Origin of the sequence: Amycolatopsis sp. WAC 01416, assembly GCF_003947485.1 — a bacterium.
In the GTDB taxonomy this organism is placed as follows: Bacteria; Actinomycetota; Actinomycetes; order Mycobacteriales; family Pseudonocardiaceae; genus Amycolatopsis.
The window spans coordinates 1-23,578 of sequence record NZ_QHHX01000009.1 but is presented as its reverse complement, the minus strand read 5'-3'; the positions used below and the strand labels follow the sequence as shown (position 1 = coordinate 23,578).

15 protein-coding genes and 1 pseudogene are annotated in these 23,578 nt (G+C 66.1%); 7 read left to right on the top strand and 9 right to left on the bottom strand.

Annotated features, from left to right (window positions below; genetic code table 11):
* Positions 1–423: 423 nt before the first annotated feature.
* A complete protein-coding gene (locus tag DL990_RS28915; protein ID WP_125800545.1) occupies positions 424–1,167 on the top strand; it encodes a hypothetical protein in 744 nt (247 codons plus the stop codon).
* A 297-nt stretch (positions 1,168–1,464) separates the two neighbouring features.
* On the opposite strand, the gene DL990_RS28910 is transcribed toward DL990_RS28915, so the two are convergent.
* From DL990_RS28910 to DL990_RS28890, 5 genes are all read right to left on the bottom strand, one after another.
* Positions 1,465–1,758: a hypothetical protein gene (locus DL990_RS28910; RefSeq protein WP_125788133.1), complete on the bottom strand. Its 294-nt coding sequence runs from the start codon at positions 1,756–1,758 to the stop codon at positions 1,465–1,467.
* A gap of 79 nt (positions 1,759–1,837) precedes the next feature.
* Positions 1,838–2,035: a hypothetical protein gene (locus tag DL990_RS28905; protein WP_125800544.1), complete on the bottom strand. Its 198-nt coding sequence runs from the start codon at positions 2,033–2,035 to the stop codon at positions 1,838–1,840.
* Positions 2,036–2,143: 108 nt separating this feature from the next.
* Entirely contained in the window at positions 2,144–3,580 is a 1,437-nt protein-coding gene (locus DL990_RS28900) for a DnaJ C-terminal domain-containing protein (protein ID WP_125800543.1), read from the bottom strand.
* Between the two features lie 4 nt (positions 3,581–3,584).
* Positions 3,585–3,953 carry a hypothetical protein gene (locus tag DL990_RS28895; protein ID WP_125788136.1) on the bottom strand — a complete coding sequence of 123 codons (369 nt, stop codon included), beginning with the start codon at positions 3,951–3,953 and terminating at the stop codon, positions 3,585–3,587.
* A gap of 353 nt (positions 3,954–4,306) precedes the next feature.
* A complete protein-coding gene (locus tag DL990_RS28890; RefSeq protein ID WP_125788137.1) occupies positions 4,307–4,651 on the bottom strand; it encodes a hypothetical protein in 345 nt (114 codons plus the stop codon).
* A 277-nt stretch (positions 4,652–4,928) separates the two neighbouring features.
* Here DL990_RS28890 and DL990_RS28885 point away from each other — a divergent pair, with 277 nt between their 5' ends.
* The 3 genes from DL990_RS28885 (at position 4,929) to DL990_RS28875 (ending at position 11,967) form a co-directional block, all read left to right on the top strand.
* On the top strand, positions 4,929–5,726 hold the full coding sequence (locus DL990_RS28885; protein WP_233620605.1) for a leucine-rich repeat domain-containing protein: 798 nt from the start codon (positions 4,929–4,931) through the stop codon (positions 5,724–5,726).
* A gap of 1,079 nt (positions 5,727–6,805) precedes the next feature.
* A complete protein-coding gene (locus tag DL990_RS28880) occupies positions 6,806–7,612 on the top strand; it encodes a hypothetical protein (protein ID WP_125800542.1) in 807 nt (268 codons plus the stop codon).
* Positions 7,609–11,967, top strand: a complete 4,359-nt coding sequence (locus tag DL990_RS28875; protein ID WP_125800541.1) for a tetratricopeptide repeat protein — start codon at positions 7,609–7,611, stop codon at positions 11,965–11,967. The genes DL990_RS28880 and DL990_RS28875 overlap by 4 nt, the downstream gene beginning before the upstream one ends.
* A gap of 2,258 nt (positions 11,968–14,225) precedes the next feature.
* Here DL990_RS28875 and DL990_RS28865 read toward each other — a convergent pair.
* The 3 genes from DL990_RS28865 to DL990_RS28850 form a co-directional block, all read right to left on the bottom strand.
* Positions 14,226–14,681: an SUKH-3 domain-containing protein gene (locus DL990_RS28865; RefSeq protein ID WP_255431396.1), complete on the bottom strand. Its 456-nt coding sequence runs from the start codon at positions 14,679–14,681 to the stop codon at positions 14,226–14,228.
* On the bottom strand, positions 14,678–15,775 hold the full coding sequence (locus DL990_RS41550) for a hypothetical protein (protein WP_199746651.1): 1,098 nt from the start codon (positions 15,773–15,775) through the stop codon (positions 14,678–14,680). The genes DL990_RS28865 and DL990_RS41550 overlap by 4 nt, the downstream gene beginning before the upstream one ends.
* Before the next feature lie 402 nt (positions 15,776–16,177).
* Complete coding sequence (locus tag DL990_RS28850) at positions 16,178–19,426, bottom strand: BTAD domain-containing putative transcriptional regulator (protein ID WP_125800540.1); 3,249 nt, start codon at positions 19,424–19,426, stop codon at positions 16,178–16,180.
* A 121-nt stretch (positions 19,427–19,547) separates the two neighbouring features.
* Here DL990_RS28850 and DL990_RS28845 point away from each other — a divergent pair, with 121 nt between their 5' ends.
* On the top strand, positions 19,548–20,441 hold the full coding sequence (locus tag DL990_RS28845) for an NAD(P)-dependent oxidoreductase (RefSeq protein WP_125788142.1): 894 nt from the start codon (positions 19,548–19,550) through the stop codon (positions 20,439–20,441).
* Positions 20,442–20,444: 3 nt separating this feature from the next.
* On the top strand, positions 20,445–21,209 hold the full coding sequence (locus DL990_RS28840; RefSeq protein ID WP_125788143.1) for an SDR family oxidoreductase: 765 nt from the start codon (positions 20,445–20,447) through the stop codon (positions 21,207–21,209).
* A 520-nt stretch (positions 21,210–21,729) separates the two neighbouring features.
* On the opposite strand, the gene DL990_RS41545 is transcribed toward DL990_RS28840, so the two are convergent.
* Entirely contained in the window at positions 21,730–23,232 is a 1,503-nt protein-coding gene (locus tag DL990_RS41545; RefSeq protein ID WP_199746650.1) for a hypothetical protein, read from the bottom strand.
* Positions 23,233–23,349: 117 nt separating this feature from the next.
* Between DL990_RS41545 and DL990_RS28830 the strand changes: the two are divergent.
* Positions 23,350–23,578 (top strand): annotated as a pseudogene (locus DL990_RS28830) (IS256 family transposase); the annotation flags it as partial.

Sequence of the window (23,578 nt, the reverse complement as noted above, 5' to 3'; positions counted from 1 at the left end):
GTGGGGCGACGCACGATGAGCGGCGCCAGGTGGGCGAGACCGCGGTGTGGGACATGGCCGTGGTGACGATCGGCGGCCGACCCGCCCTGGCTGTCTGCGGGCCGCGGGCCGTGTCGGTGTGGGACCTGGCCACGTTCGGCACCGCCGACGTGCCACTGCGCGAGTATGAGGTCAGCTGGGCGATGGGGATGGCGGCGATACCGGCGACGGACTCAAGTGCCGAACTGCTGGTCACGGCCGAGAAGGACATCATTCGGATCGTTGATCCCGCGACCGGCGAGCAGCGTTCGGCCATCCAGTTCCCTGAGACGCCCGAGGGCGGCGTCGGCAATCGCGTGTACAAACCGACCGGCGTGCGGTTCGCCGACGGGACTGCGGGGTTCGCCGTGGACAACGGTGGCAGGCTCGAAGTGTGGCGTCTCGATGCCGACGGGAAAGCTCAACGGTCGCGAGTTCGGGCTGTCCCAGCCCTTTCGCGGCGTGATGACACCCCTTCGTGGCACGGGCGGGCAGTCCTGGCTGGCAGTCGCGGTGGGACGGGGTATCGAGATATGGGACCTGGACGGCGGAGAGCTGGTGGGCCGCGGCGAACTCGATACCCCGGTGGACGCGCTCGTGGCAGTCCCGCTGGGCGACCGGACGCTGCTAGCCCTCGCGTCGCGGGCTAGCGAGTCCGGCGTCCGTCTGTGGGACCCGGCGAGCCAGGAGCTGGTGACCGGGCTGTTCAACCGGCACGGACCCGCCTTCGGTAACGCGGAGTTCAACGCGGCCACGATCAATTCGCTGATCGCCGTGACCGGCGGCGACGGCGCAGTCAGGATCGCCACCTGCGCCAACGACGGCATGATCCGCGTGTCGCGGCCGGTCAGAGACATGCTGACGCCGCCCGAAAAGCCGGGCCTGTTCGGGCGACTGCGGCGCAAGCCGAAGGCGGAGAAGGTGCGGCCAGAAGAGCGGCGCGACTCCGGGGGCAACTTCGCGATGGTCCGCGACAGGTCCGGCGGCATCGTCGGAATCTGGCTGGCCAGCATCGACCAGGCCAATGACGAGAGGTTCGTCGCGACGGTCCTCTACGGACAGGACCTCACGCATCTGATGGGTCGTCCCACGCGGATCGTGCCCAATACTATTGACGATAGCGGCGGCGCGTTCGTGCTGTTCGACTAGCACTCGACCATATCGGACAACGAGTGCAGGCAGCGCCTACATGTGTCAACCGGCCGCCTGTGTTGCCCAGGTTACCTGTGTCCCCTGGGGCGAACATACCGTGCGGAGGTTGCCGCGGGTCGGCGCGTTGACTAGTTTAAGATTTTGACTAGCCACCACAAGAGTTCGCGTTTGATGCCTTTGGAACCGCTACGCATCCAGCGAGCGCCACACACCGTGACCAGACCGGCCACCCTCACAATGAATACGCGACAGTTGAATCCGCGAGTAGATCCGTGAGGTCCCCAGTTTTCCCCGTCAGGACCGTGTGATGCTTCCGGGAGCTTGTGCCTGGAGACGTCGGATCTCGGCGTAGGCGCGTTCGAGTTGGAGACGTTGCTGGTCGTTCTGCTCGGTCAGCGACGTGACGCGCCACTGGAGCCGTACTTGGAGAGATCGGTCGGTGGCCGGCGCTGACCGTGGTGCCTGTGCATGCTGGCTGATTTCTCGCACGGCCGCGATCAGGTCGGCCTGGGAGTAGAGCCATGACCGAGAGACGCCGGCCCGCTTCGCGAGCTTGGAGGCGTTGATTGCTTCGCCGGAGTTCTTCACCGCAAGCAGCGTGTCCTCGGCCCGTTTCCGGGCAGCGGCCGTTCAGCGCGCAGCGGCTTCGATGAGGTGGTGTGCGTTGTCAGCTGGCGCCATCGAGTTGTGCGACCTTTCCGCCGAGGACGACCTCGTCGTCCTCGCAGCTCTCGCAGGTCGTGATGATCTTGTCGAGGTTGTCGAGGATCTTGGTGTTCTTCTCGGCGATCCGGGCGTGCCCGGCCGACTTGGCGGTCTCGATGATCGTGAGCGTGCGGCCGCGCTCGTCGCCACCTGAGTCCACCGACGATGCGGCGTTCGGCGAGTGCGAGCACGCGTGCGGTGTACTGGGATTGGAAGGTCACCAGGCCGAGTGGCAGCGTGAAGTTCTCGGTCTCGACGTTGTGCCCGCCTAGCCCCGGTCGACGTCCACCGTGACCATCAGATCTCCCCGGTCATCCGCCTTGCCGGACGCGCCGAGCCGCGGAACGCCGAGCCTGGCGACACGGATCGTCCGGCCGGACTTCATCCCGCCCCGTATCCGGACCTTTTTCGTGCCGTCGAAGGTGTCCAGGTCGACGATCCCGCCGTCGCGCGCGATCGCGGCCGGGATGGTGGTCGTGCAGAACAGGTCGTTGCCACGCCGTTCGAATCGGTCGTCGGGCAGTTCGTTGATCTCGACGTAAAGATCGGCGGCAGGCCCGCCGCCAGGCCCGACTTCACCCTGCTCCGCCAGCCGGATGCGCATACCGGTCGCCACCCCAGGCGGGATGCTGAATGTCGTCTGCCTCCGCACACGGACCCGGCCGTCGCCGTCACAGACCGGACAGGGATCAGTGATGAGCGTCCCGAACCCGTCGCAGGCCCCGCAGTCCTCCCCTTCCCTGCGGCCGTCCCCGCCACATCCGGAACACCGGTCGACGACGGAATCCGCGGCAGTGCCGAGCCCTTGGCATTCTCCGCACGTGACCGCGGTCTCGATCTGCACCGTTTCGACCTTGCCCACGACCGCGTCCCTCAGCGGGACGTCGAGCATGATCAACGCGTCCTGCCCGCGGCGGGCACGGCGCTGCGGCCGGGCCCGGGACTTCGCTGGTTGCTCCGTCTGCAGGGGAATCGCCCGGTTCGCCAGGTACACGCGGTGCACCAGTTCCGACGACCATTGCGGCGTCTGCTTGACGCCGGATTCCCGCAAACGCTCGTAGACGTGCTCGTACAGCTCGTCCACAGCCACCCTGCCGTCGCCGTCCCGATCCGCTTCCCCGGTGCGCAGACCGTGGACGATGGCTTCGGTGAAACGCGAAGGCTCTGGTTCCAGCTCCCGGAACCGGTTCCCTTCCCACGCGTACTCCGTCCGTCCGGTGGCCATCAGGACCGCGCGCCCGTAGCCGGACAGCTGTTCTTTCGCGTCCACTCCGGCGGACGCTTTCATGCCCGGTACGAACGCCCCGCTGAAACAGCAGTCCAGCAACAGCACGATCGACTTCGCGCGGCACCGGCCCATCTGGGCGTGCAGGAACTCCGCTGGTACCGAGGTGGACGCGAGCAGCTCCGGATCCGTGTCGGCACAAGCGAAGTACAGCAGGCCGTCGTCGTCTTTGACGCCGTGACAGGAGATATGCAGCACCAGCAGATCGTCGGTGCCGCGGTTGCGGAAGAACCTTTCGATCGCCCGCATCACCTGATGCGCGGGCGCGTCGACGACCTGCCGCGTCTCGAACCAGCCGATCGCGGGATCGGCCAGCACGTCGGCGAGCTCGCCGACGTCCGCGGCCGGCGAACGCAGCTCGGCGAGCCGTCCGCTGTTGTACGTGCCGGTGGCGATGAGGAGTGCGTCGCGGACACCCATGTCTTCAGTCCGCTTCCAGCTCCAGCGTCTTCGTGAAGGCTTCGATCGCGCGCGCCTGCTGTTCGGCGTTCCCTCCGGTCAGCTCCAACTTGTTGCCACCGACCTCGATCACCACGCGCCGGTCCTTGTCCCGGGTCACCCAGGTCCGCAGCACCTGGCAGACGCCGGTGACCAGCGCGGTCAGCACTGCGGAACCACCCAGGCTGACGATCATCGCCCCGATGTCAGTTCCGGTGCCTTTCGCGCCGTCGGGCGCGACGACCACAGGCAAGCGGACGTCCGCGACGTCCAGCTCCAGCAAGGCACTCCGGAGTTTCCGCGTCTCCGCGTCGAGGTCCTCGTCCCCCGCCACCCGCACCAGCAACGTCGTCATGCGCCCCCCTCATCCGGCTGTCTGCGCATGATAATTGATCAAATCGGCGAAGGCGTCCAGCACCATGACACTGCCTGACTGGCCAAGGTCGCCGACAGGCATTCACCGGTCGCGAATGCTCCACAACTCTCTGATCCTTTTGGCCGCGCCGCAGGGTCGTTCCGCCAGGCCCGGTCGGCCGCCTGCGGCGCGTGCCAGATAGCCAGACTCTCGCTGTCGAGCAGAGAACATATCTCGGCTGAGCCTCGTACCCACTGTCTCCAACGGAGGCTGCGCGGCACAGCTCGATTACCGTGGCTCTTCCATAACCGCAGTTCAATGCCCGGTCACTCGCCGAGTGATGTTTGACATGATCAGGCGGACCACGGGTCCGCCTCACGAAGAACAGGCCCCAACAGGTCTCGAAGCTCAGCACCGGGGTGACCGGGATCCGGGATCATCTCGACGCCGCTCACGGTGATCAGCCCGCGTACCTCCTCCGGGCCCCGCCCGAATTCCTCTTCGAGCCAACCCACCACCGAGCTGCAGACTTCGGGGTCAGAGGTGCGATGCTCGACCAACCATCGGACGACGTCGGCCATCACGAGATGCGGCAAAACTTCGCCCTCGTTCTCGATGAGATGTTCCTCAAGGACGGGGACCAATTCGCGATGGGTGTCGATGAGTGCACCTATGGCCGCGATCGTGTAGGCGCTCATCGACCACCCTTAGTCAGGTTTCGAATCTCCGCTCATGCGGCGATACACAGCGACCAGACCCGCTGCCCTGCCGTTGGCATGAGTGAGCGAAGCTCAGTACCATCAACATACTCCATGGTAGGGACCGATTTTCCGGCGGACGCGGAGACGCACTACCGACGTCTGCAGCACGACGGCACGAGCCAAAACACCCGGTCATGCCGATGACAGGGGGTTGCGCCCTGCGGGTCGTCGCGGTGGGCAACCGTTACCCGACCCTCATCGATACGCTTCACAGGTGTCGCCGGACGAGAACTCACCGCAGGTGTTCCCCAATCGGTTCGCCGACGCCGTCGGATCCCCGCAAGGTGAGCCCGGCCGGGATCATTGCCGGTGCGTCGGTTATTCGAAGGCGACCCGGCCGGTGACCGTTTCCTTCCACAAGGACACGCAGGACCACGCGGCAGAAGGCTGGCAGCACCTACTGACACTGATCGACGAGGCGGCCGCGGATGGCCGGACGGAGTTCACTCCGTTCAGGGGGATGAGCGCGGCGGAACGACGGCAGGTCGTCACCTTGCCGTCCACGATCGCGAAGCTGACCGCGGTCAGGCGGCTGGTCCTCTACGGCACGAACCTGGTGCGCCTGCCACCCGAGATCGGAGCTATGACCAACCTTGAGGTGTTCGAGCCCTACACATCACACCGGCTGCACTGGTACCCGTACGAACTCACCAGGTGCATAAAGGTCACCGACAGCACGGTAAGCACCCGCGTCCTCTACGGCAACAGCAAGTTCCGGCCACCGTTTCCGGCACTGCGGCCAGTCACCCACGCCAACCAGGCGGACTTCGCCGAGCTCGATCCGGGCGTGTGGGGAATCACCGCCGTACGGACTTGCAGCGTCTGCGACAGGCCGGTCAACCAAGAATTGCGCCAGGTATGGATCTCCAGCCGGGTCGGCACCGACGTACTGCCACTGCTGGTGAACGCGTGCTCCGCGAACTGCCTGGCGACGCTGCCGAAGCCGGAACCAGGCTACGTCCCGACGCCACACACCGGCGGCTCGGACATCGCCCAGCCCGTCGGCCGCTAACGGAGGAACGGCACCGCCCGGCCGAGCCGTTCCGACGCGGGCACATTCCCGCGGTGGCCGATAGCCCTACAGTGCCTGGATCCCGTGTATCTGGTTGGTGCTTCTCACGCAGCTCCAGGCCGCGATACCGGGGAACCGCCGGAACAGACCGAGACCACACCGCCGACACGGCAAGAGCCGTCACGGTCCGGCAGTGGGAGCAGGACACCCGCAGAGTGCGCGGCTCGGCGCGTCGCCATCGCTGCCGCCGCTGCGCCACCGGCCGCCCGCAGTTCCCGCAGCGGCCGGCCGCAGACACCTCCACACGGTCAATCTCGGCCCCAGGGTGCCCGTCCACGGCGGCATACCCGCACCCCGTACAACTCACCCTCGTACCAGTGGCCACTGCCCGGCCAGTACATCGTGGACAGCGCACCAGGACCGCCCCCAGACGCAGGTAACGCAGTGGCTCATCGCGATCATCAAACCGGCCGGACATTCCGTCACCTTGACACACCGAACTCGCCCAGAACCACTGCTTAACCACCAATCACGACACAAACGCCTCGAAGCTCCACGCCAAGACTCGACACTGACACAAGGGCAGTACCTGGACGGCGGTACCCGTGCACCTCGCGCCCCCCGTCCAGCGCCAGTTCCACGGTGACGAGGAAGCTCTCACGAGTGAAGCCGACAGGTTCGATGTGGCGACCGTAGCGAGCCAGCGCGGAAAGTCCCTCGGGTCGGCGCTCAACGTGATTCTCCCGGAAGGCTTCCAGTCTCCGTTCTCATTTGGCCGGCCGCTAGATCGGTCGCCGTGCGCGCGGAGATCAGGGACACAGACCACCAGCCGGTGGTACCGCTCGAGGAGGACGGCGCCCAGCCCGCTAGTGCCGAAATACTCCGATCGAGGCAAGAGCTCGCAGCAAGTGCGAGAGAACAGAGGCAACTGTTCGCCCCATGGGTTGCCCATCGATTCGCCCGGTCGGGTGGTGTCGCTGCCGTCCGGAGATCTATGTGTCATTTGACCCACCGCGTCCGGTCGTTGGCCGGTACAACTGGCCGCAGCAGCGGGGCTTGCCCGACTGGCAGGGGGTCGTGTGAACGGATCGAAGTCGGCGGTGCATCACACGATCATCGTGGTGGATGTGGAGGGGTTCGGGGACAAGCGACGGACCAATCAGCACCAGCTCGGTGTCCGTGAGGGGTTATACCTGGCCGTAGAGCAAGCGTTCGCCATGGCGGGCGTGCCATGGGCGGACTGCCACCATGAGGACCGTGGCGATGGGGTGTTCATCCTGGCTCCCGCCGCGATACCCAAGGCGCCGTTCGTGGACACCGTGCCACACGCGCTGGCCAGGGCGTTGCGCGAACACAACGCCACGCACCCGGACGAGGAACGGATCCGGGTGCGGATGGCGTTGCACGCGGGAGAGGTCAACTACGACAAGCATGGCGTCACCGCGGCATCGATCAACCTGGCCTTCCGGCTGCTGGATGCCCACCCTTTGAAGTCCGCCCTCGCCGAGTCGCCGGGCCTACTCGCCTTGGTCGCCTCCGAGTGGTTCTTCGAAGAGGTGGTCCGGCACAGCCGGGATGCAGCTCCCGCGACGTATCGGCCGATGCAGGTCTTGGTGAAGGAGACTACTGCGGTGTGCTGGATCTGCCTGCCGGATCACCCGTATCCACCCGACGCCGCGCATCTGGCGGCCCCGGTGCCGGTCTCTGACCATCGGATCGAACAGGTGCCATCCCCGCCCCCCGCGGTGCAGCACGTCACTGCGGCCGGCCAAGGTTCCATCGCCTCGGGCGCGATGTTCGGCAACGTCACCCACCATCACCACGCCGGCAAACAAGTGCCGTCCGCACCGGGTGATGCGGTCGGCGGCATCGGAACGCCACAGTGACCGGGATTGATGATGGGCCCCCGCTGCCAGAATCGCTGAACCAGGAAGTGCGGGCCGAAGGTGGCTACGCCTACGGCGCTCTCGGCGCCGACATCCACGTATTCGGTGACGGAACCCCACTGTACCTGCTGTTCGAACATCGCCAGGCGACCAGCCCGGACCCGCAGTGGCTGCGGGCGCAGCCCAGCCGGTTGCTGGACGCCCGCGCCGAGGTCGTCGACTTCACCGGCCGTGATGCGGAACTGAATGAGCTGGCCACTTGGCGAGACGCTCGCCCGCGGTTCGCGGTGCGGTGGTTACACGGCGAAGGCGGCCAGGGCAAGACGCGTCTCGCCGCGCAACTCGCGGCCGACGCCCGGCGGGTCGGCTGGATGGCCGTGCGCGCCTCGCACCGGATGGACACCCACCCACCGGCGGCGGGCAGCCAGGACTTGCGGCCGGACGGGCGCGCCGGGGTGCTGCTGCTGGTCGACTACGCCGATCGATGGCCTGTGTCGGATCTGAGCTGGTTGTTTCAGAACCGGCTCCTGCACCAGTCCGTGCCGACACGGGTTCTGTTGCTGGCCCGCTCCGCCGGCGGATGGCCGGCGATCCAGGGAAAACTCCACAAGCTCCAGCAGGACATCGACACCTCCGCTCAGAAGCTGCCTCCGCTACCCGATGTCGGCGGGCACCGCGACGACATGTTCACCACAGCACGGGACTGCTTCGCCCAGCGCTATCCGGAGGTCACCCGGTCGGACGCCATCGCGCCACCCGGACCGCTTCGCCACCCGGACTTCGGTCTGACGCTGGCGGTGCAGATGGCCGCGCTGGTCGCCGTGGACGCTGAAGCCCATGGCCGCACCGCCCCTGCCAACATGGTCGGCTTGACCGCCTATTTGTTGAACCGGGAGCACGAGAATTGGCGGCAGCTGTATGAGAACGCCGAGGCCGGTCTCGACTTCCGCACTTCCGACACGGTGATGGCCCGTACCGTGTTCACCGCGATCCTTACCGGCTCCACACACCTGCAGGCAGCCCAAAGCGTCCTGAACGAACTCATGCCGGGCGAACCCACCGAGCGGGTTCTCACCGACCACGCCAGCTGCTATCCACCTACCGACCCCGCACAGGCCAACGTCCTGGAACCGTTGCTGCCCGACCGGCTCGCTGAAGACTTCCTTTCCCTGCTCACACCTGGCCACGACATCGGCTCCTACGAGCCTGATCCTTGGGCCACGACCGTGCCCGGCAGGTTGCTCCTCGACTTCACCGCGCTCTTGAACACGGCGGTCGGGGGCATCGTCGCCGCACTCACGGACAACGACACCAACTCCGTCGATCCCGACCGCTGGAGGTCGGGTGAGCCCGGCCAGTCTGCCGTCGCCAGCACCGGGCAACGCTTGAGCGTCGCGGCCCGCGCGGTGACCTTCCTCGCCTCGGCCACCGATCGGTGGCCTCACGTCGGCACGGAAGTGCTGTATCCGTTGCTCAAAGCGCAGCCGAACATTGCGGTCGCGGCCGGCAGCGGTGCGCTGACCGCCATCGCCGACATCAAGGACGTTCCTGTGGAGGTCCTCGGCGCGGTGGAGCAGGCGCTGCCTGATGGCCGGAACACCAACTTGGACGTCGGCGCCGCGGAAATCGTCAGCGCTCTCGCCGCACGCGTGTTTCCGCTTGTCGACGACCCCGTCGACCGGGCGGACCTGCATCTGGAAGTCAGCGACCGCCTCGCTTCGGCCGGCCGACCCGCCGAAGCGCTCGAGCACTCCCGGAATGCCGTCGGTATCAGCGAACGATTGGCCGCGGCGGACCGCGCCACGCACCTGCCGATACTGGCGCGCTCAGTCGGCACCTACGCGCTCACCCTGGCTGAACTCGGGCGCTCTGCCGAAGCCGTGGTCCACACCGAACGCACCGCGGCGCTGTATGAGGGGCTGGCTGAAACCAGCCCCGGCGAAAGGCTTTCCGATCTTGCCACCGCTGTGACCAACCACGCGCTGCAACTCGTCGAGGTGGGACGACGTGCTGAGGCTCTGGACGTCTCCCGGCGGGCGGTCGCACTATATGAACAATTGCACGCGACTGATCCCGCGCGTCACCGTGATTCCTTGGCCAACGCCTTGGCCAACCACGCCAGTCTTCTTGGCCAGGCCGGGTTTCGGGCCGAGGCGATCACCTTGTCCGAGCGTGCACTGGAGGTTCGTGAAGCGCTCGCCGCGGCCGACCGCGCGGCCTACTTGCCCGGGTTAGCGGTATCGATACACAATCACGCCGTCCGGTTGGCCGAGCACGGTCGGCAGACCGAGGCGCTGGCCTGCAGCGAACGCGCCGTGGCACTGCGTGAGGAGCTGGTGGCAGCCAACCGGGCGATGTATCTGCCGTACCTGGGCACCTCACTGGTCAACCTGGCGATACGGCTGGCGGAAGCCGGCCGGTCCGGCGAGGCCCTGGAATGTTCCGATCGCGCGGTCCAGGCCTTCGAGGAGCTGGCGGCGGCCGAGCGGGCGGCGCACCTGGCCGCCTTCGCCAAGGCGATCACCAATCACGCCACACGGCTGGCCGAAAACGACCGCCACGACGAGGCCCTGGCCTGCTCGGAGCGCGCCCTCCACTTGCAAAAGGAGCTGTGTGCAGGCAACCGGGTCGCACATGTGCCCGAATGGGCGGCCGCGATGCACAACCACGCGGCGCTGCTCGATCGGTACGGCCGCCACGAGGAGGCCCTGATCTGTTCTGAGCAGGCGATCCAGCTTAGCGAGGAGCCAGCCGTCGATGCGGAGGGGCCGGTCCGTCAGCTCGCGCTGGCCGGCACGCTGTACAAACATGCCCTGCGGCTGGGCAGAGCCGGGCAACCCGCCGTGGCCTTGACGTTTTCCCAGCGCGCACTCACGTTACGGGAGGAACTGAACGATGCCAGTGACCCGTCGCAACAGCGGGAGTTGGCGACGTGGCTGCACAATCACGCGGTCTGGCTGGCCGACTCCGGCCGACGCGCCGAATCGTTCACAGTCTCCGAACGCGTGGTCGCGCTGCGAGCGACCTTGGCAGACCCGAAGCCCACCGCGGCCGATGCCCACCTTGCGGAATCGCTGAGCAATCACGCGATCCGTCTGGCCGAACGCGGCAGGCACGCCGAAGCAGTGGTCGAGTCGGAACGCGCCCTACGAATGTATGAGGAACTGGCCGCGGCCCACCCCCTCACCTGCTTGCCCGGGCTGGCGCGGGCGCTGACCAATCATGGCAACAGGCTGGCAACCTCCGGACAACGCGAAGAGGCGTTGACGTGTACCGAGCGTGCTTGCGAGCTGTTCGAGTCACTGGTGACCACCGATCGGCCAACGTACCTGAGCGAGTTTGCGGTCGTCGTCCACAATCAGGTGGCGCGGCTGCTGGAGGTCGGTCGATACACCGACGCTCACGTTCCTTCACAGCGGTCGGTTGAGCTGTGTCAGGAGCTGGCCGATTCGCACGCAGGTGAGCGGCCCTCCCTTGCGCGCAGCCTGCGCACATTCGCGGCCGTACGCGCGATGTCAGGCGCTGACCTGGAAGCTGCCGTACCCGCCGGCGAGCAGGCGATGCGTTTGTACCGAGAGTTTGCTGTGACAGATCCGGCCTTCCGCACCGAACTGAGCCTGGCTGCCGAAATCGTGGAAGCCGTGGCGTCTCGGCTACATTGGCAACTGCACTTGGGCTACGAGCTGGAAGAGATCTACTGCATCTACGCCGACTCGCAGGTGGATATCACTCAGGACCTCCCGGATAACGTAGTTGCGCACATGAAGACCAGGGGATCCTGGGTGGTTGGGCGGCTTCGTGAAATCAACGTCGAGTCGTCTCTGATCGAGCTCTTCGAGCGCGCACTGGACAGTCTGCCCACTAGAGAAAACCTCCCCACCAAAGAATCTCTCATAGCGTGGGCGATGCGAAGAAGGCGCATAAGGAGAACCCTCGAACACCTGCTCGAAGCGACACGTGAGGCAGTCGGCGGGAACGGTGCCCGATACTACGACTGCGGTGTCATGCTCTGCCGTATTCGTGCGTGCGCCACGATAGTGCGCGCGCACTCAACACCACCGACAGAGGTTCGAGCAGATCACGGTCTGGCGGCAGAATACCGCAAAGAGCTAGTACGCGTCAGTGAGGTGCTCGAACAATTCGTCACACACTCGAGTCACACGCGGCGGCGCGACCCCGAAAAGCAGGACTTGGACCTCCGGCTCGATAACCTGGCCGCATATCTGGCATCCTGGAGAGCCGACGGGGCGAACCTTGACGATAATTTCTTCGAACAGGTAGAAGATGTTACCTATTCCGCAGGACTCGGAGTATCGGGTCAGGTCGAGCGGGCGTCAACGCGACCCCAGCGCTGACGGCGCTCCGCGAAGCGGACCATTGCGAACCCGCACAGGCTGCGACAACAACTGCGCCGTCGGCTCACGCGGGAGGGCCTGTCCTGGGTCGGGCTGGCCAGCGGGTGGCAGGGCGGACGGTGCAGGTGAGTGAGGTCGTCCAGCGGGTGACGTAGTGCGCCCGCTGCCTGCTTGGGCATGACCCCGTTGCCCAGAGCGCGAAGTTGCGCGGTGCGGGGCAATTCGAGGTGGCCGGCGGTGACCCAGCCCGGGGGCAGGCCCTTCCGTCGGGGGTCTTGTCCGTGTCGCGCACTGTCGCTGTACCGGGTGAAGTCGAGTGTGTGCGACGTGCTCTGTCGGGGTGTCGCGGACTGTCATGTTTGGACAGTGCTTACTGTTTTGAGCCACTGTCGATAGACAACCCTAGCCAAGGACGATCGACGGATAACCGAAGCACGCAGACACGATACTGCACAGAACTTGGACACGGTTTTGAGGAACCAGGCCGCAGAGATTCGAAGTACTACTGGCAAACGAACAACTCCCTTGGTCCTCACGATCAACCGAGCCATCCCCCAGCAAACCAAACGAGCCCTCTGAAACCTGAAGAGTAGCGTCCACGAGAGAGCAGCACCTGAAGAGCACGCACTATGCGGCCTGCAGGCACTGCCCTGCGTACGACACCTTTCGCATGGACACGAGCGAAGGCCAGCAGCTCCCGCTCGACCTGCTTCCGCCGTTGGCGACCAGCGCAACGACTGCAGCCAGTATTCAGCACAAAGGCGCGGCGGCAGTCCTACTGCGGCAACTGCGGCAGGATCGAATCTCAACCCACAATGAGTCTTCTGATACGATCTCCGCATGACCTCCCAGAAATTGGGGGATCTGTCAAGGATCTGTGATCACGTCCCCTCGGACACACTTGCACGGGAAATCTCCCGCATCACAGAGCAACAACCCGGTCGCTCCAGGTCACTGGAGTGTTCCGGGTTTTTCTGGTTCGGCTAGGCTGGACCTGTCCGCTGGTTCCTCCCCTGAACGTCTGCGCAGGGGAGGAACGTCATGAGCGGTCTCATGCCGGGCCTGTCCCTGCGGAACGCCGCCGTCCCGCCGGTCCGGCCCAGGGTTCACCAGCGCCACCGCCGGCTCCGGCCCTGGCGTCGCTGCCCGCCCCGCCGTCATCCGCAGCGCCCTATGTCGGCATGGCCCGGGTTGACGCCTCAGGCCGGGTGCAGAACCACGACTCGGTCGACCTGCTGGGATGGTCACGTGGCGACACGCTCGTGGTCACCGTCCTCGAGACGTCGGTGGTGTTCCAGCGCCGCCCCGACGGTTCCGTGGCGATGACGGCGAAACCGTATGTCGTGATCCCGGCGGCGGTCCGCGCGCGATGCTTCCTGCACGCGGGCGCGCGAGTCCTGGTCGCCGCGGACCCGGCCCGAGTTGCCGGCGGCTTCGAACCACCTCTTCTCGTGCGTGTCACCACCACTTCGTCCATCGCGATTCTGAGGGCACAACCCCTTGTTCAACTTGATGCGAGCAGGGACGCGGACTCGCCGGGCCGGCGGCTCCGATCCGGGCCCAGAACGCGACCGCGATCGGGTCCTGACCGATTGGCAGCATCGTCCAGCTGTAACGGGGCGCTCTGGCTGCTGCGGCGGCGGCCAGCACTCGGCCGACTCCACGGCGCCGGTGTTTCTCTTCAACCTCGACGTGCACGAGGATCGCGCGCCGATCGATGCCGCACAAGGAAAACCGAATCTCACCGAAGACCGTGTGCCCATCCGAAGCTGGAGAGCGCCGACCCCGCCAGGTGTGGCGGGACGGAACAGAATCAGACGCAGCCCGTACTCGTCCGCCTGATCGTCGGTGACGTGCCGGCGCGGGCGAAGGATCGATCAGCGCCCACACCCCATCCCGACCGGGGAGTGCGTACCAGGCCTCGCAGAGCCATTCCGGCGCCTGGTAGTCCTGGGACCAGCTCTGCCGGACTCCGGCGACAGCGAGGTCATGACCCCAGGGGCATCGTGCAGGTTCCCCAGTGCCGGGCCGGATCGGGGTTTCCAGGGTGCGCTGTAGGGTCTCACCGCGCGTGACATGTTGATCTTCTACGACCTGCGGTTTCCGAGTCGTCTCACTCCGGTGTCACTCACGACCGGTCTCAGTTTTGCGGCACTTCTTCAGCGGCAGCGTGCGTGCTGGTGGCGTCGGCCAGGCCCCGCGGAATGTATGCGGCCGAGTGAGCGTGGTGATGATCCGCGCACTCGACCGCCGCTGCGTCAGTCCTCGACGGCGTCGATCTCGAGGGGCTCCGGCAACACACCGAACACGATCGCGGCGAGCCCCTCGACCCCTCGGCCGAACCGGGCGATCCAGTTGACGGCGGTGTAGATCACCGCGTCCTCGTCGATGGCGAGGAAGAACCTGCTGTTGTCGTACTCCCCCAGGGGAAACCAGGCCTTTCCCATCGTTTTCCCCCAGTCGAGGAACAGATCCTCCTCACCCGCACACAGCCTGGGATCCAGCTCGAACTGGAAGCAGTAGGAATCGACCCCGTTCGGACGTTTCTCGAACGAGAGCCCGCCGAACCGGGACAGGAAGTCCTCCGCCGCTGGGAACATCTCGAGCCCGTGCGGCTCGAAGATGCTCCGCCACTCCGAGGTGTCCACCCGGCGTTCCGGGCTCCATCCGACTCGCAGAAGCTCGTCCTGCAGCCCAGTCGGCCACTCTTTCACGGATTCCTCCGATCGTACGTGCGGAACCGGATGCCGTAATGGGCCACAACAGCCTTGCAACTGTCACACGGATCCATTCCCCACAGGTACTTCTCGTTGCCCAGGGACCTGCCCATGATCGCAGCAGCCTCCACACCACGTACGTCCTGTCCGTCCAGCTTGGCACCCGATGAGGCCGCACCTGCCGTGTCCGTTGCCTCTCTTGGGGGCGCCGTAGTATCCGCCGAAAATCGGGCACATCCCACCCGAACCCGTTCACCGGTGGCTCGCCGAGCAGGGCTGGCACGACGACCCCGACGACGGCCTGGTCTGTGCCGAATCCTGACCGCGCAGGACAGCACACAATCCAGTGCCCGGTGAGCGAACTGTGCCGTCGTTCCGGTGGTTCGCCCCGGATGGGCGAAGTATTCGAGCATGGCCCGGTTGAAGTCCTTCATGCCGGTGTTGCCGGTCAACCCGACCCGGCAGACCGGCCAGCGCTCGTGCCCGTCCCTGGTGAAGGCGCCTTCTTCGGCGATCTCCCGCAGGTGGAACTGCTTGGCGAACGCCAGCACCGACGTTGTCTTGCCCAGCCCGGGAAACGCGTCGATCGCGACCGCGCTCTTGGCTTTGTCTCCATCCTGGGTGTTGCTGTCGACGATGTCCCACAAGTCCTCGTGTAGCTCGGCCAGCTGCGGAGTCTTGATCGGTCCCAGGTTGGCGTGCCAGACCCGCCGCTGCTTGTTGTAGTCGGCCAAGGCATCCGCTCCCAGGCGCCGTAACTCGCTGCCCGACAGCGGTTCCGGAGCAACGCGGGCCGGGGCGCGCAGGAGGAACGGCTGGGCCACGATGTGGCCTACGGAGGTGTCGAAGTCCGCGAACAGCAATCGCGCCAGCTCGAGCCGAGACTCGTAGATCACCAGATCGCGCTCAGTCGCCGACCAGAACGTACCCGAGTAGTGCTTCTGCCCCTTGTACCAGCGGAAAGTCCTCCACGGCACAGCCGACCTCAACGCCTCCAGTTCTACCGACGCCCAAACCTGAGCCTGCTCGGCAAGCGTGACCGCGCAACGACAACTGACCACCGTCGACGTAGGGATGTCCGCGGCGGCCATCCCTGCTCTCTCACCTAGGTAGCTGCAGGCGAGGGCACCCTCCCATCGGGCAGACCTACCCACACCGCGCCACCTCGGTGTGTCGACGACGACCACCCGGACAGCCCAATCTCATTCCAGCTTCATAAATGAACCAGGCATGAAACTGCCAATGAGAAAATGAGGTCTGTTTTGAGACCCTACAGCGCCTGTAGGGTCTCGCCGCCCGTGACATGCCGATCTTGCGCGACCTGGGCTTTCTCTGTTGTCTCATGGTGACGTCACCATGATCAGTCTCAAACTCTTGGCATTTCCTCAGTTGACTGTTCCCTCCGACCTCACCGGCTACCACGACGGCGCGCAGGGCCGTCAAGACGCGGACGCGCCGGCGTTCGCCCGACCAGCGAGGGCGTTTGCTGGCTGCTAGGCGTTTGGCGCTGTGGTGTTTCCGGCGATCACGTCGAGGTCGTTTCTCCGACCGTTTTCGAATTCGGTGACGAAGACGTTTTCGGGCAGGTTGTGCCGGATCCTGGCGGTGATCCGGTCGATGTCGCCGTGTTCGGCGGCCGGTAGTGGCGCTCCCGCTGCTTTTCTGAGTGCGGCGGCCGCACCGAGCAGGCGGGCGGCGTGGTGGTGATGATGGCCGGCGAGCGAGTGTGCCCCGGCCAATCCTTCCAGCGCGAGCGCGATCGCCCGTTGGTCGCCGGTGGCCTGTGCCGCGGTGTAACCGTCGAGATGGAGGTCGAGCGCCGTCGACGCGTCGCCGCGTTGTTCCGCGATGAAGCCGAGTTCGGCCAGGATTAAGGCGAGGCCGGGGGTTCCGTTCCAGCGTCGGCACCAGTCGAGCCAGTTTCGCAGATGTGTTTCGGCGGTATCGAGTTTGCCTTGCCTGCGCGCGCCGAGCCCGAGGCCGACTTCGGCGTGTTGGACGCCCCACTGGTGGGACTGTTCCGCGGCCAGTCGCATCGCTCGGGTGTGGAACTCCTCGGCTGTGCCGTAGTCGCCTGCCAGCAGGGCGCTGCGTCCGAGTCCGGACAGTTCATACGCCGCTTCGGTCCATAACCCGAGCTCTTCGGCGTTGCACAGGCCCTCACGGCGAAGACGTGCGGCGTCTTCGTAGTCGCCATTGATTTCGGACAGTGTGGCGAGGCGCTGCCTGGCTTTCATTTGCCCCCAGCTGTCGCCGAGTTCCTCGAAGAGGGTCAGGCTTTGACGGCCGAGCCGGCCGGCTTCGGCGATGTCGCCCTTGGCGAGAGCGAACGTGTGCGTGATCAGGACGGCCGCGACGCCCCAGTCGTCGGCGGCGGCGCGGTAGGCCGACAGAAGCCGATCGATCCGGTCACCGGTCGTTGCCGGGGTGTCGAAACCGCTCTGCGCGAAGCTGAGGAACCACTCGGCCCACGCTCGCACGGCAGGGTCGGCGACGGTGTCGTTCACCGTGTCCAGCACGCCGCTCGGCACGACCGTGTTCGGATCGGTGGCATCGCGGATCAGCAGTGTGATGCCTGCTTGCCATACGGCCGCCACGGCCCGCGTCGCGGCAGGTGCTTGCCCGTGGAGGGGCAAGACCAGGTTCAGCAATCGGCGTGCTTCGCCGAGCCTGCCGCGCAGGAACCAGTACCAGCCCAGCGCGTTGACCAGCCGGAGAGCCACTTCCGCTTCGTCGTGCTGGATCGCGTCGTCCAGCGCCCGGTGGAGATTGGCGGTCTCGGCGTCGAGGCGCCGCAACCAGTATTGTTGCTGTCTGCTTCGCAGGTGTGGCTCGGCGCGTTCGGCGAGTTCGGTGTAGTACCGGCGGTGCAGCTGCCGGATCCGTTCGGACTCGCCTGCCTCGTCGAGCCGTTCGTGGCTGTAGGCCGCGACGGATTCGAGTAGCCGGTACCGAGGGCCGTCCGCGGCCTCGGTCATGACGACCAGCGAACGGTCCACCAGCCGGGCAAGCAGATCGAGGACCTCCCTCGCCCGCACTCCCCCGCCGACACAGGTCGTTTCGGCCGCCTCGATGGTGCAGCCTCCGGCATGGACGGAAAGACGGCGCAGCACCAGGCGTTCGGCCTCGGTGAGCAGTTCCCAGCTCCAGTCGATCATCGCCCGCAACGTCCGCTGACGAGCAGGTGCTCCCCGTTTCTCGCCTGCCAGCAACCGGAACCGGTCGTCCACTCGTGCGGCCAGTTCCCGCGCGCCCAAGGCCCGGAGCCGGGTGGCGGCCAGTTCCAAGGCGAGAGGAATCCCGTCGAGCCGCCGGCAGATCGTGGCGACGGCGTCCGCGTTGTCCGCGGTCAACTCGAACCCGGGCACGGCGGCGCTCGCTCGTGCCAGGAACAGCCTGACCGCGCTGGACTTGCGCACGGCTTCGATCGAGGCCCCGGGCGCCGGTGGCTCCAGCGGCGACACGGGCCACACCTGTTCCCCGTCGACCGCGAGCGGCTGACGGCTGGTCGCCAGGATTCGCAGCCCCGGCGCTGTCGACAGCAGCTGTTCGACGAGTTCGGCGGCCGGCTCGGTCACATGCTCGCAGTTGTCCAGGACCAGCAGTAGCTGCTTCGTGCACAAGGCACCGGTGAGCCGCTCGAGCGAGGAAACGGGACCAGAGGACGGGAACGAGGCAGTTGTGGCGTCGTCGCGGAGGCCGAGGACCGCGGCGACCAGGTCGGTCAGTTCCGCTGACGTCCGCGGATCGTCCTGGCGATCCAGCATGGTCAGTTCGACCAGCCAGACGCCGTCGGGGAAGGCATCGACCAGACCGCCCGCCGTCTCCACGGCCAGCCGCGTCTTGCCGACACCGCCGGGGCCGGTCAGCGTCACCAACCGGGCCGTGCCCAGCGCCGAGCGCACCGCGCCGACGACGTCCGCTCTGCCGATCAGGGCGCTCAGCGGGATGGGCAGGGTGGTTCGCGGCGCGGCGCCGGAGGTGAGGCTGAGGTGGGTGGCCTGTTCCAGGATCGACTGGTGAAGGGTCGCCAGCTCAGGCCCGGGGTCCAGGCCCAGTTCCTCGGCCAACCGGTGGCGGAGCCCGCTGTAGGCGGCCAGTGCCTCGGCTTGGCGCCCGGCGAGGTAGAGCGCACGCATGTAGACCGCGCACAGACGTTCCCTCAGAGGGTATCGAGCCACCAGTTCGCCGAGCTCGCCGGCGAGTGCGGTGGCGAGCCGGTCATCCGACTCCAGCCTCGCCTCAGCCTGTTCCTCCAGGACGACCAGCCGCTCCTCCTCAAGACGTCGAGCGAGATGCCCGGCGAACTCCGCGTCCTGGAAGTCCGCGAACGCCGGCCCCCGCCACTGCCGCAGGGCATCCGACAACAGCTCCGCCCGTGTGCGGGCGTCGCCGCTGATTCGCGCCTGCGCGGTCAGGTCCCGGAACCGGCCCATGTCGACCCTGGCCGGATCGACCCGCAGCAGGTACCCAGGCGGCTGGGACACCACCAGGTCCCGCCCTCCCGGCTCGGCGTCTTCCAACGCCCGCCGAAGCTGCCAGACCCTCGTCTGCAAGGTCTTTCGGGGGTTCAGCGGAAGCCGCTCGCCCCACAGGTCATCGATGAGCCGATCAGCCGACACCGGCCGTCCCTCGTGGACCAGCAGGGCCGCCAGCAGGGCACGGACCTTCGACTCCCGGACGTTGACCCGGGTCCCGTCCGCCGTCCACACGGCCAACGGACCGAGCACTCCGAAACGCACGGCACCACGGTAACCGGCGGGCCGGCGGCCGGCTCGACGCGCACCCGACCTAGACCGGACCTAGACCCGACCTGGGGTGCCCCATCCCAGAGTGGTGGTCACAGACCGAATGGAGTTGTGAATGAACGAGCACGAATCGCCCGTCCCGGTGACGGTCATCGGCCTCGGCGCAATGGGCAAGGCGCTGGCCGCCGCGTTCCTGGCCGCCGGCCACCCCACCACCGTCTGGAACCGCTCGGCGGGCAAGGCCGACAGTCTCGTCGCGGACGGCGCGACGCGGGCGGCCACGATCACCGAGGCGGTCACGGCCAGTCCTCTGGTGGTCGTTTGTCTGCTGGATTACCTGGTCCTGCACGAGATCCTCGATCCGGTCGGCGACGCCTTGACCGGTCGAGCACTGGTGAACCTCACCAACGGCACTCCGGACCAGGCCCGCGAGACCGCTACCTGGGCGGCCCAGCGCGGCGCCGACTACCTCGACGGCGGCATCATGGCCGTGCCTCCGATGATCGGCCAGCCGGAAGCCTTCGTCCTTTACAGCGGCTCACGGCGCGTCTTCGACCAGTACGAGCAGGCGCTGAACCGGCTGGGCATCGCCAAGTACGTCGGCGCCGCCCCAGGGTTGGCGTCGCTCTACGACCTGGCCCTGCTCAGCGCGATGTACGGCCAGTTCGCCGGAGCGAGCCACGCACTCGCCCTCGTCCGCACGGAGAAGGCCGATCTCACGGAATTCGCCTCGTCCCTGCTGGCCCCCTGGCTGACCGCGACGACCGTCGCGCTGCCCCTGCTCGTCCAGCAAAACGACACGAGCGCACAGGCTGCCGCAGAATCCGATTCCCCGCCGGACATGCAGGCGGTGGCCATCGCCAACATCGTCACGACCAGCAACGCCCAGAACGTCGACAAAGCCCTGCTCTCCCACCTGATCACCCCCCTGCGAGACCTCATCGGCCCGCCGGCTCATGGCCGCGGCCTCGCCGACATGGTCGACCTGATCAAGAAACCCGTGGAGTAGACGATGAGCGAGTATTCAGGCAAGAAGGCCGTCGTCGCGGGCGGAACGCACGGCATGGGACTCGCCGTCGTCAAGGCACTCCTCGACGGTGGCGCGGAAGTCCTGTTGACCGGCCGCAACGAGAAGAACATCGAAACGGCACGGACCCAACTCGCGTCCCCGGCCGCGCACGTGGTCCGATCCGACGCCACCAGCATGGCCGACATCCACGCGCTCGGTGACCTCGTCGAAGAAAAGCTCGGCCGAATCGACTTCGTATTCGTCAACATCGGACTCGCCAAGCTCGAACCCTTCGCCCAGGTAACCGAAACGTCCTACGACCAAAGCTTCGACACCAACACCAAGGGCGCGTTCTTCACCACCCAACGGCTGGCTCCCCTCATCCGAGATGGTGGCTCGATCGTCTTCACCACCTCCATCGCCGACGAAGGCGGAACAGACGCCCTGACCGTCTACTCCGGAGCGAAAGCCGCGGTCCGGGCGTTCGCCAAAGGAATCGCCCACGCGCTACTGCCCAGGAACATCCGGGTGAACGTGGTCAGCCCCGGCTTCATCGACACCCCGACCATGGGCATCACCGGCATGACCGACGAGAGCCGGGACGCCTTCATGAAAATGGGAGACATGGCAACCCCGATGCAGCGGCACGGCAGCGTCGAGGAAGTCGCCGCGGCCGTGCTGTTCCTCGCCTTCGACGCGACCTTCACCACCGGCGCCAGACTGACCGTCGACGGCGGGATCAGCCAAGGAATCCCCGCACCCCAGTAAGGACGGCACCGCGCGAACGAGAGCGGCGAGGCTCGACCGCGATTTTCGGTGAGCATCATTTTCCTTTGAGCCTGACTGCGGACGGGTGGCTGATGGGGGCGGTGCTCTCACCGGCCCCATCGGCGGCGTGCGCCTGCCAACCCCACCGGGTCGACCGGTTACCCCGCGCGATAGCTCTCGAGCACGGGTCTTCCAAACGTGCTAGGTGTACTGCCCGGGAGGTCGCGAACGTGGGGACACGTAGTCGGATGATCTTGGAGTGCGGGAGGACCTCCGGGTTTGGTGTGGATCACCACAACTGGACAGCAGTTCGCGACGGCGTCGCGCGCATCTTCTCAACGCGAACTCAAAGTCCGCCATCCGTTGCCACAGGCATGGGTCACTGACTGCGATGTCGTAGCCGCTCATCGGCAGTAGCGGACGTTCACACGACCGGATTGGGCCAAATATCTGGATCCGTGTTCATGGTGGAGGTCCGTCCGAGTCTTGTCTTTGACGGGTGGGACAAGGAGATCGGTTACTACGAGGCGGGGCGTGCAAGAAGGTGGTCGCTGAGTTCGATCGTTGCCAGGTACCACCAGAAGATCCAGTCTAGGAAGGCTGGATCGTAGTCGCGTTGCTGCTTCAGGTCTTGGTGACGTAGGGCGAAGTTGTTGGCGATGTCGAAGAGTGCGCCTTCGTCCTTCTTGACTAGATTGTCTTTCAGGAGTTGGCGGCGTTCCTCGATGATCCCGGCCAGTACAAGGATGGCAGACCGCTTGTCGTGCTCAGTTGATCCGCGCGCACGATACAAGGCGATGCCGTGCCGAACCCGGTCGGATGTCCGACCGGGCGGTTGGTTCGCGAGACGCGTGACAAGGTCGGCCCGGGCGTCGTCGGTGACGGCGACGAGCCGTCCGATGTCCTCGCCGTCGTCGGCCAGCCTCAGGCCCAACTCGCTACGGTCGAGAAGCTGGTTGACACGCCACCTGTAGAGCGCTCTGCCCGGTTCAATCGCGAACTGCGAGTAGTGCCACCCACAGCCGCCGTAGCTGTGAAACGAGCGAGACCGCGGCCGCGCGACCAGGTCGTGGAGTGCCTCTATCACGTCGAACATGGCATCCTCGAGCTCCAAAAGCTGGGCGGCGTGCAGCGGCCAACGTAGGTTCGAGATGCCCAGCATCTGCTGCAGGACATCGCCACCATCGACGTCGACCCCGTCGTGGTCGTCGACGCAGATGTCGGGGAACGCCCTACCGAAGTAACCGTTCAACCGGAACGAGTCGACCATCCGCACGAACTCACGGGCGACCGCTGACATATCGAGACGGCTCGGTACAGTCGCGCGCCGCCGCTGAGACCAGTACGGCGTTCGTACAGATGCCTCTCTCAGCTGGCCCGCATTTTCCACAAGCCGCGACAGGAACTTTCTCGTGCCACGTAGTGCATTGGAAAGCGGGTCGCTGCCCCAGAAGTCACTGGAGGAACCGTTCTCACTCATGGCGTCGATCGCGGAAGTGCCGGCGAAGGCCTCAGTAAGCAACCACTCGCACTGCTGGGTGAAGTCCTGCCCGGCATGCGCGATCAGCGCCTCGCCTTCCCTGACGAACAGCTCCCGCGGCCACACCAGTTCGAAATCCGCCCCACCATATCCGTCAGCGGCCAGAGCGGACGTCCGACCCGAGTCCTCCTGCATCCTCCGCTTGGCCTCAGCTCCTACCGTATGCAGCCCTACTGCCCTCAGCGCAGCGCGCCTCGCTGGGAACCACCGTTCTGTCCAGGAGATACCACCGACAGAACCGGGTAGGTCCGGGTCGAAACGCTGGTAGTTCCGGAGCTCGGGGTCGACGGCATCCATCACGACCTGTACCGCTGGCTCCAGCCGACACAGCTCGTCCTCCAGCTCGCTGATCTCCCTCTCGAAGTCCTCAGCTTCGGGCCGGTCACTACCGATTGTGTGGATCGTGCGGTAGAGCTCCGCCATCTCCTCGATCTTGGCCACGAACGCCTGAAGCTGATCAACTGCCCACTGCTGGTCGACCACTGAGCCATCTCCGATCCTCGAACGGCCGATTCTAAGACGAGAGTGCGATCCGAAGCAGGCGCCCTACGGGGGACTGTAAAACGTTCGGTGTAACTCCCGATCATGGAAGTGCACCTGATGACCGACAGGATGTCCGGCGTGGAGAACGCCGAGGACTCGAAGCCAGGGACCGGCCTGGACGGCCTGGATGAGCAGCTCGTCGCGCAGCTGCTGAGCAGCGCCAAGGCCAGCGGGCTGAAGCTGACCGGTGAGGGCGGGGTGCTGCAGCAGCTGACCAAGCTGATGCTGGAGTCCGCGCTCGAGGGCGAGATCACCGATCACCTCGGCTATGACAAGCACGACCCGG

What these genes read in the sequence shown, in the direction of transcription:
- DL990_RS28915 (WP_125800545.1), top strand. Translation starts at nt 424, where the DNA reads ATGCCGACGGGAAAGCTCAACGGTCGCGAGTTCGGGCTGTCCCAGCCC.
- DL990_RS28900 (WP_125800543.1), bottom strand. Translation starts at nt 3,580, where the DNA reads ATGGGTGTCCGCGACGCACTCCTCATCGCCACCGGCACGTACAACAGC.
- DL990_RS28845 (WP_125788142.1), top strand. Translation starts at nt 19,548, where the DNA reads ATGAACGAGCACGAATCGCCCGTCCCGGTGACGGTCATCGGCCTCGGC.
- DL990_RS28895 (WP_125788136.1), bottom strand. Translation starts at nt 3,953, where the DNA reads ATGACGACGTTGCTGGTGCGGGTGGCGGGGGACGAGGACCTCGACGCG.
- DL990_RS28890 (WP_125788137.1), bottom strand. Translation starts at nt 4,651, where the DNA reads ATGAGCGCCTACACGATCGCGGCCATAGGTGCACTCATCGACACCCAT.
- DL990_RS41550 (WP_199746651.1), bottom strand. Translation starts at nt 15,775, where the DNA reads ATGGCCGCCGCGGACATCCCTACGTCGACGGTGGTCAGTTGTCGTTGC.
- DL990_RS28840 (WP_125788143.1), top strand. Translation starts at nt 20,445, where the DNA reads ATGAGCGAGTATTCAGGCAAGAAGGCCGTCGTCGCGGGCGGAACGCAC.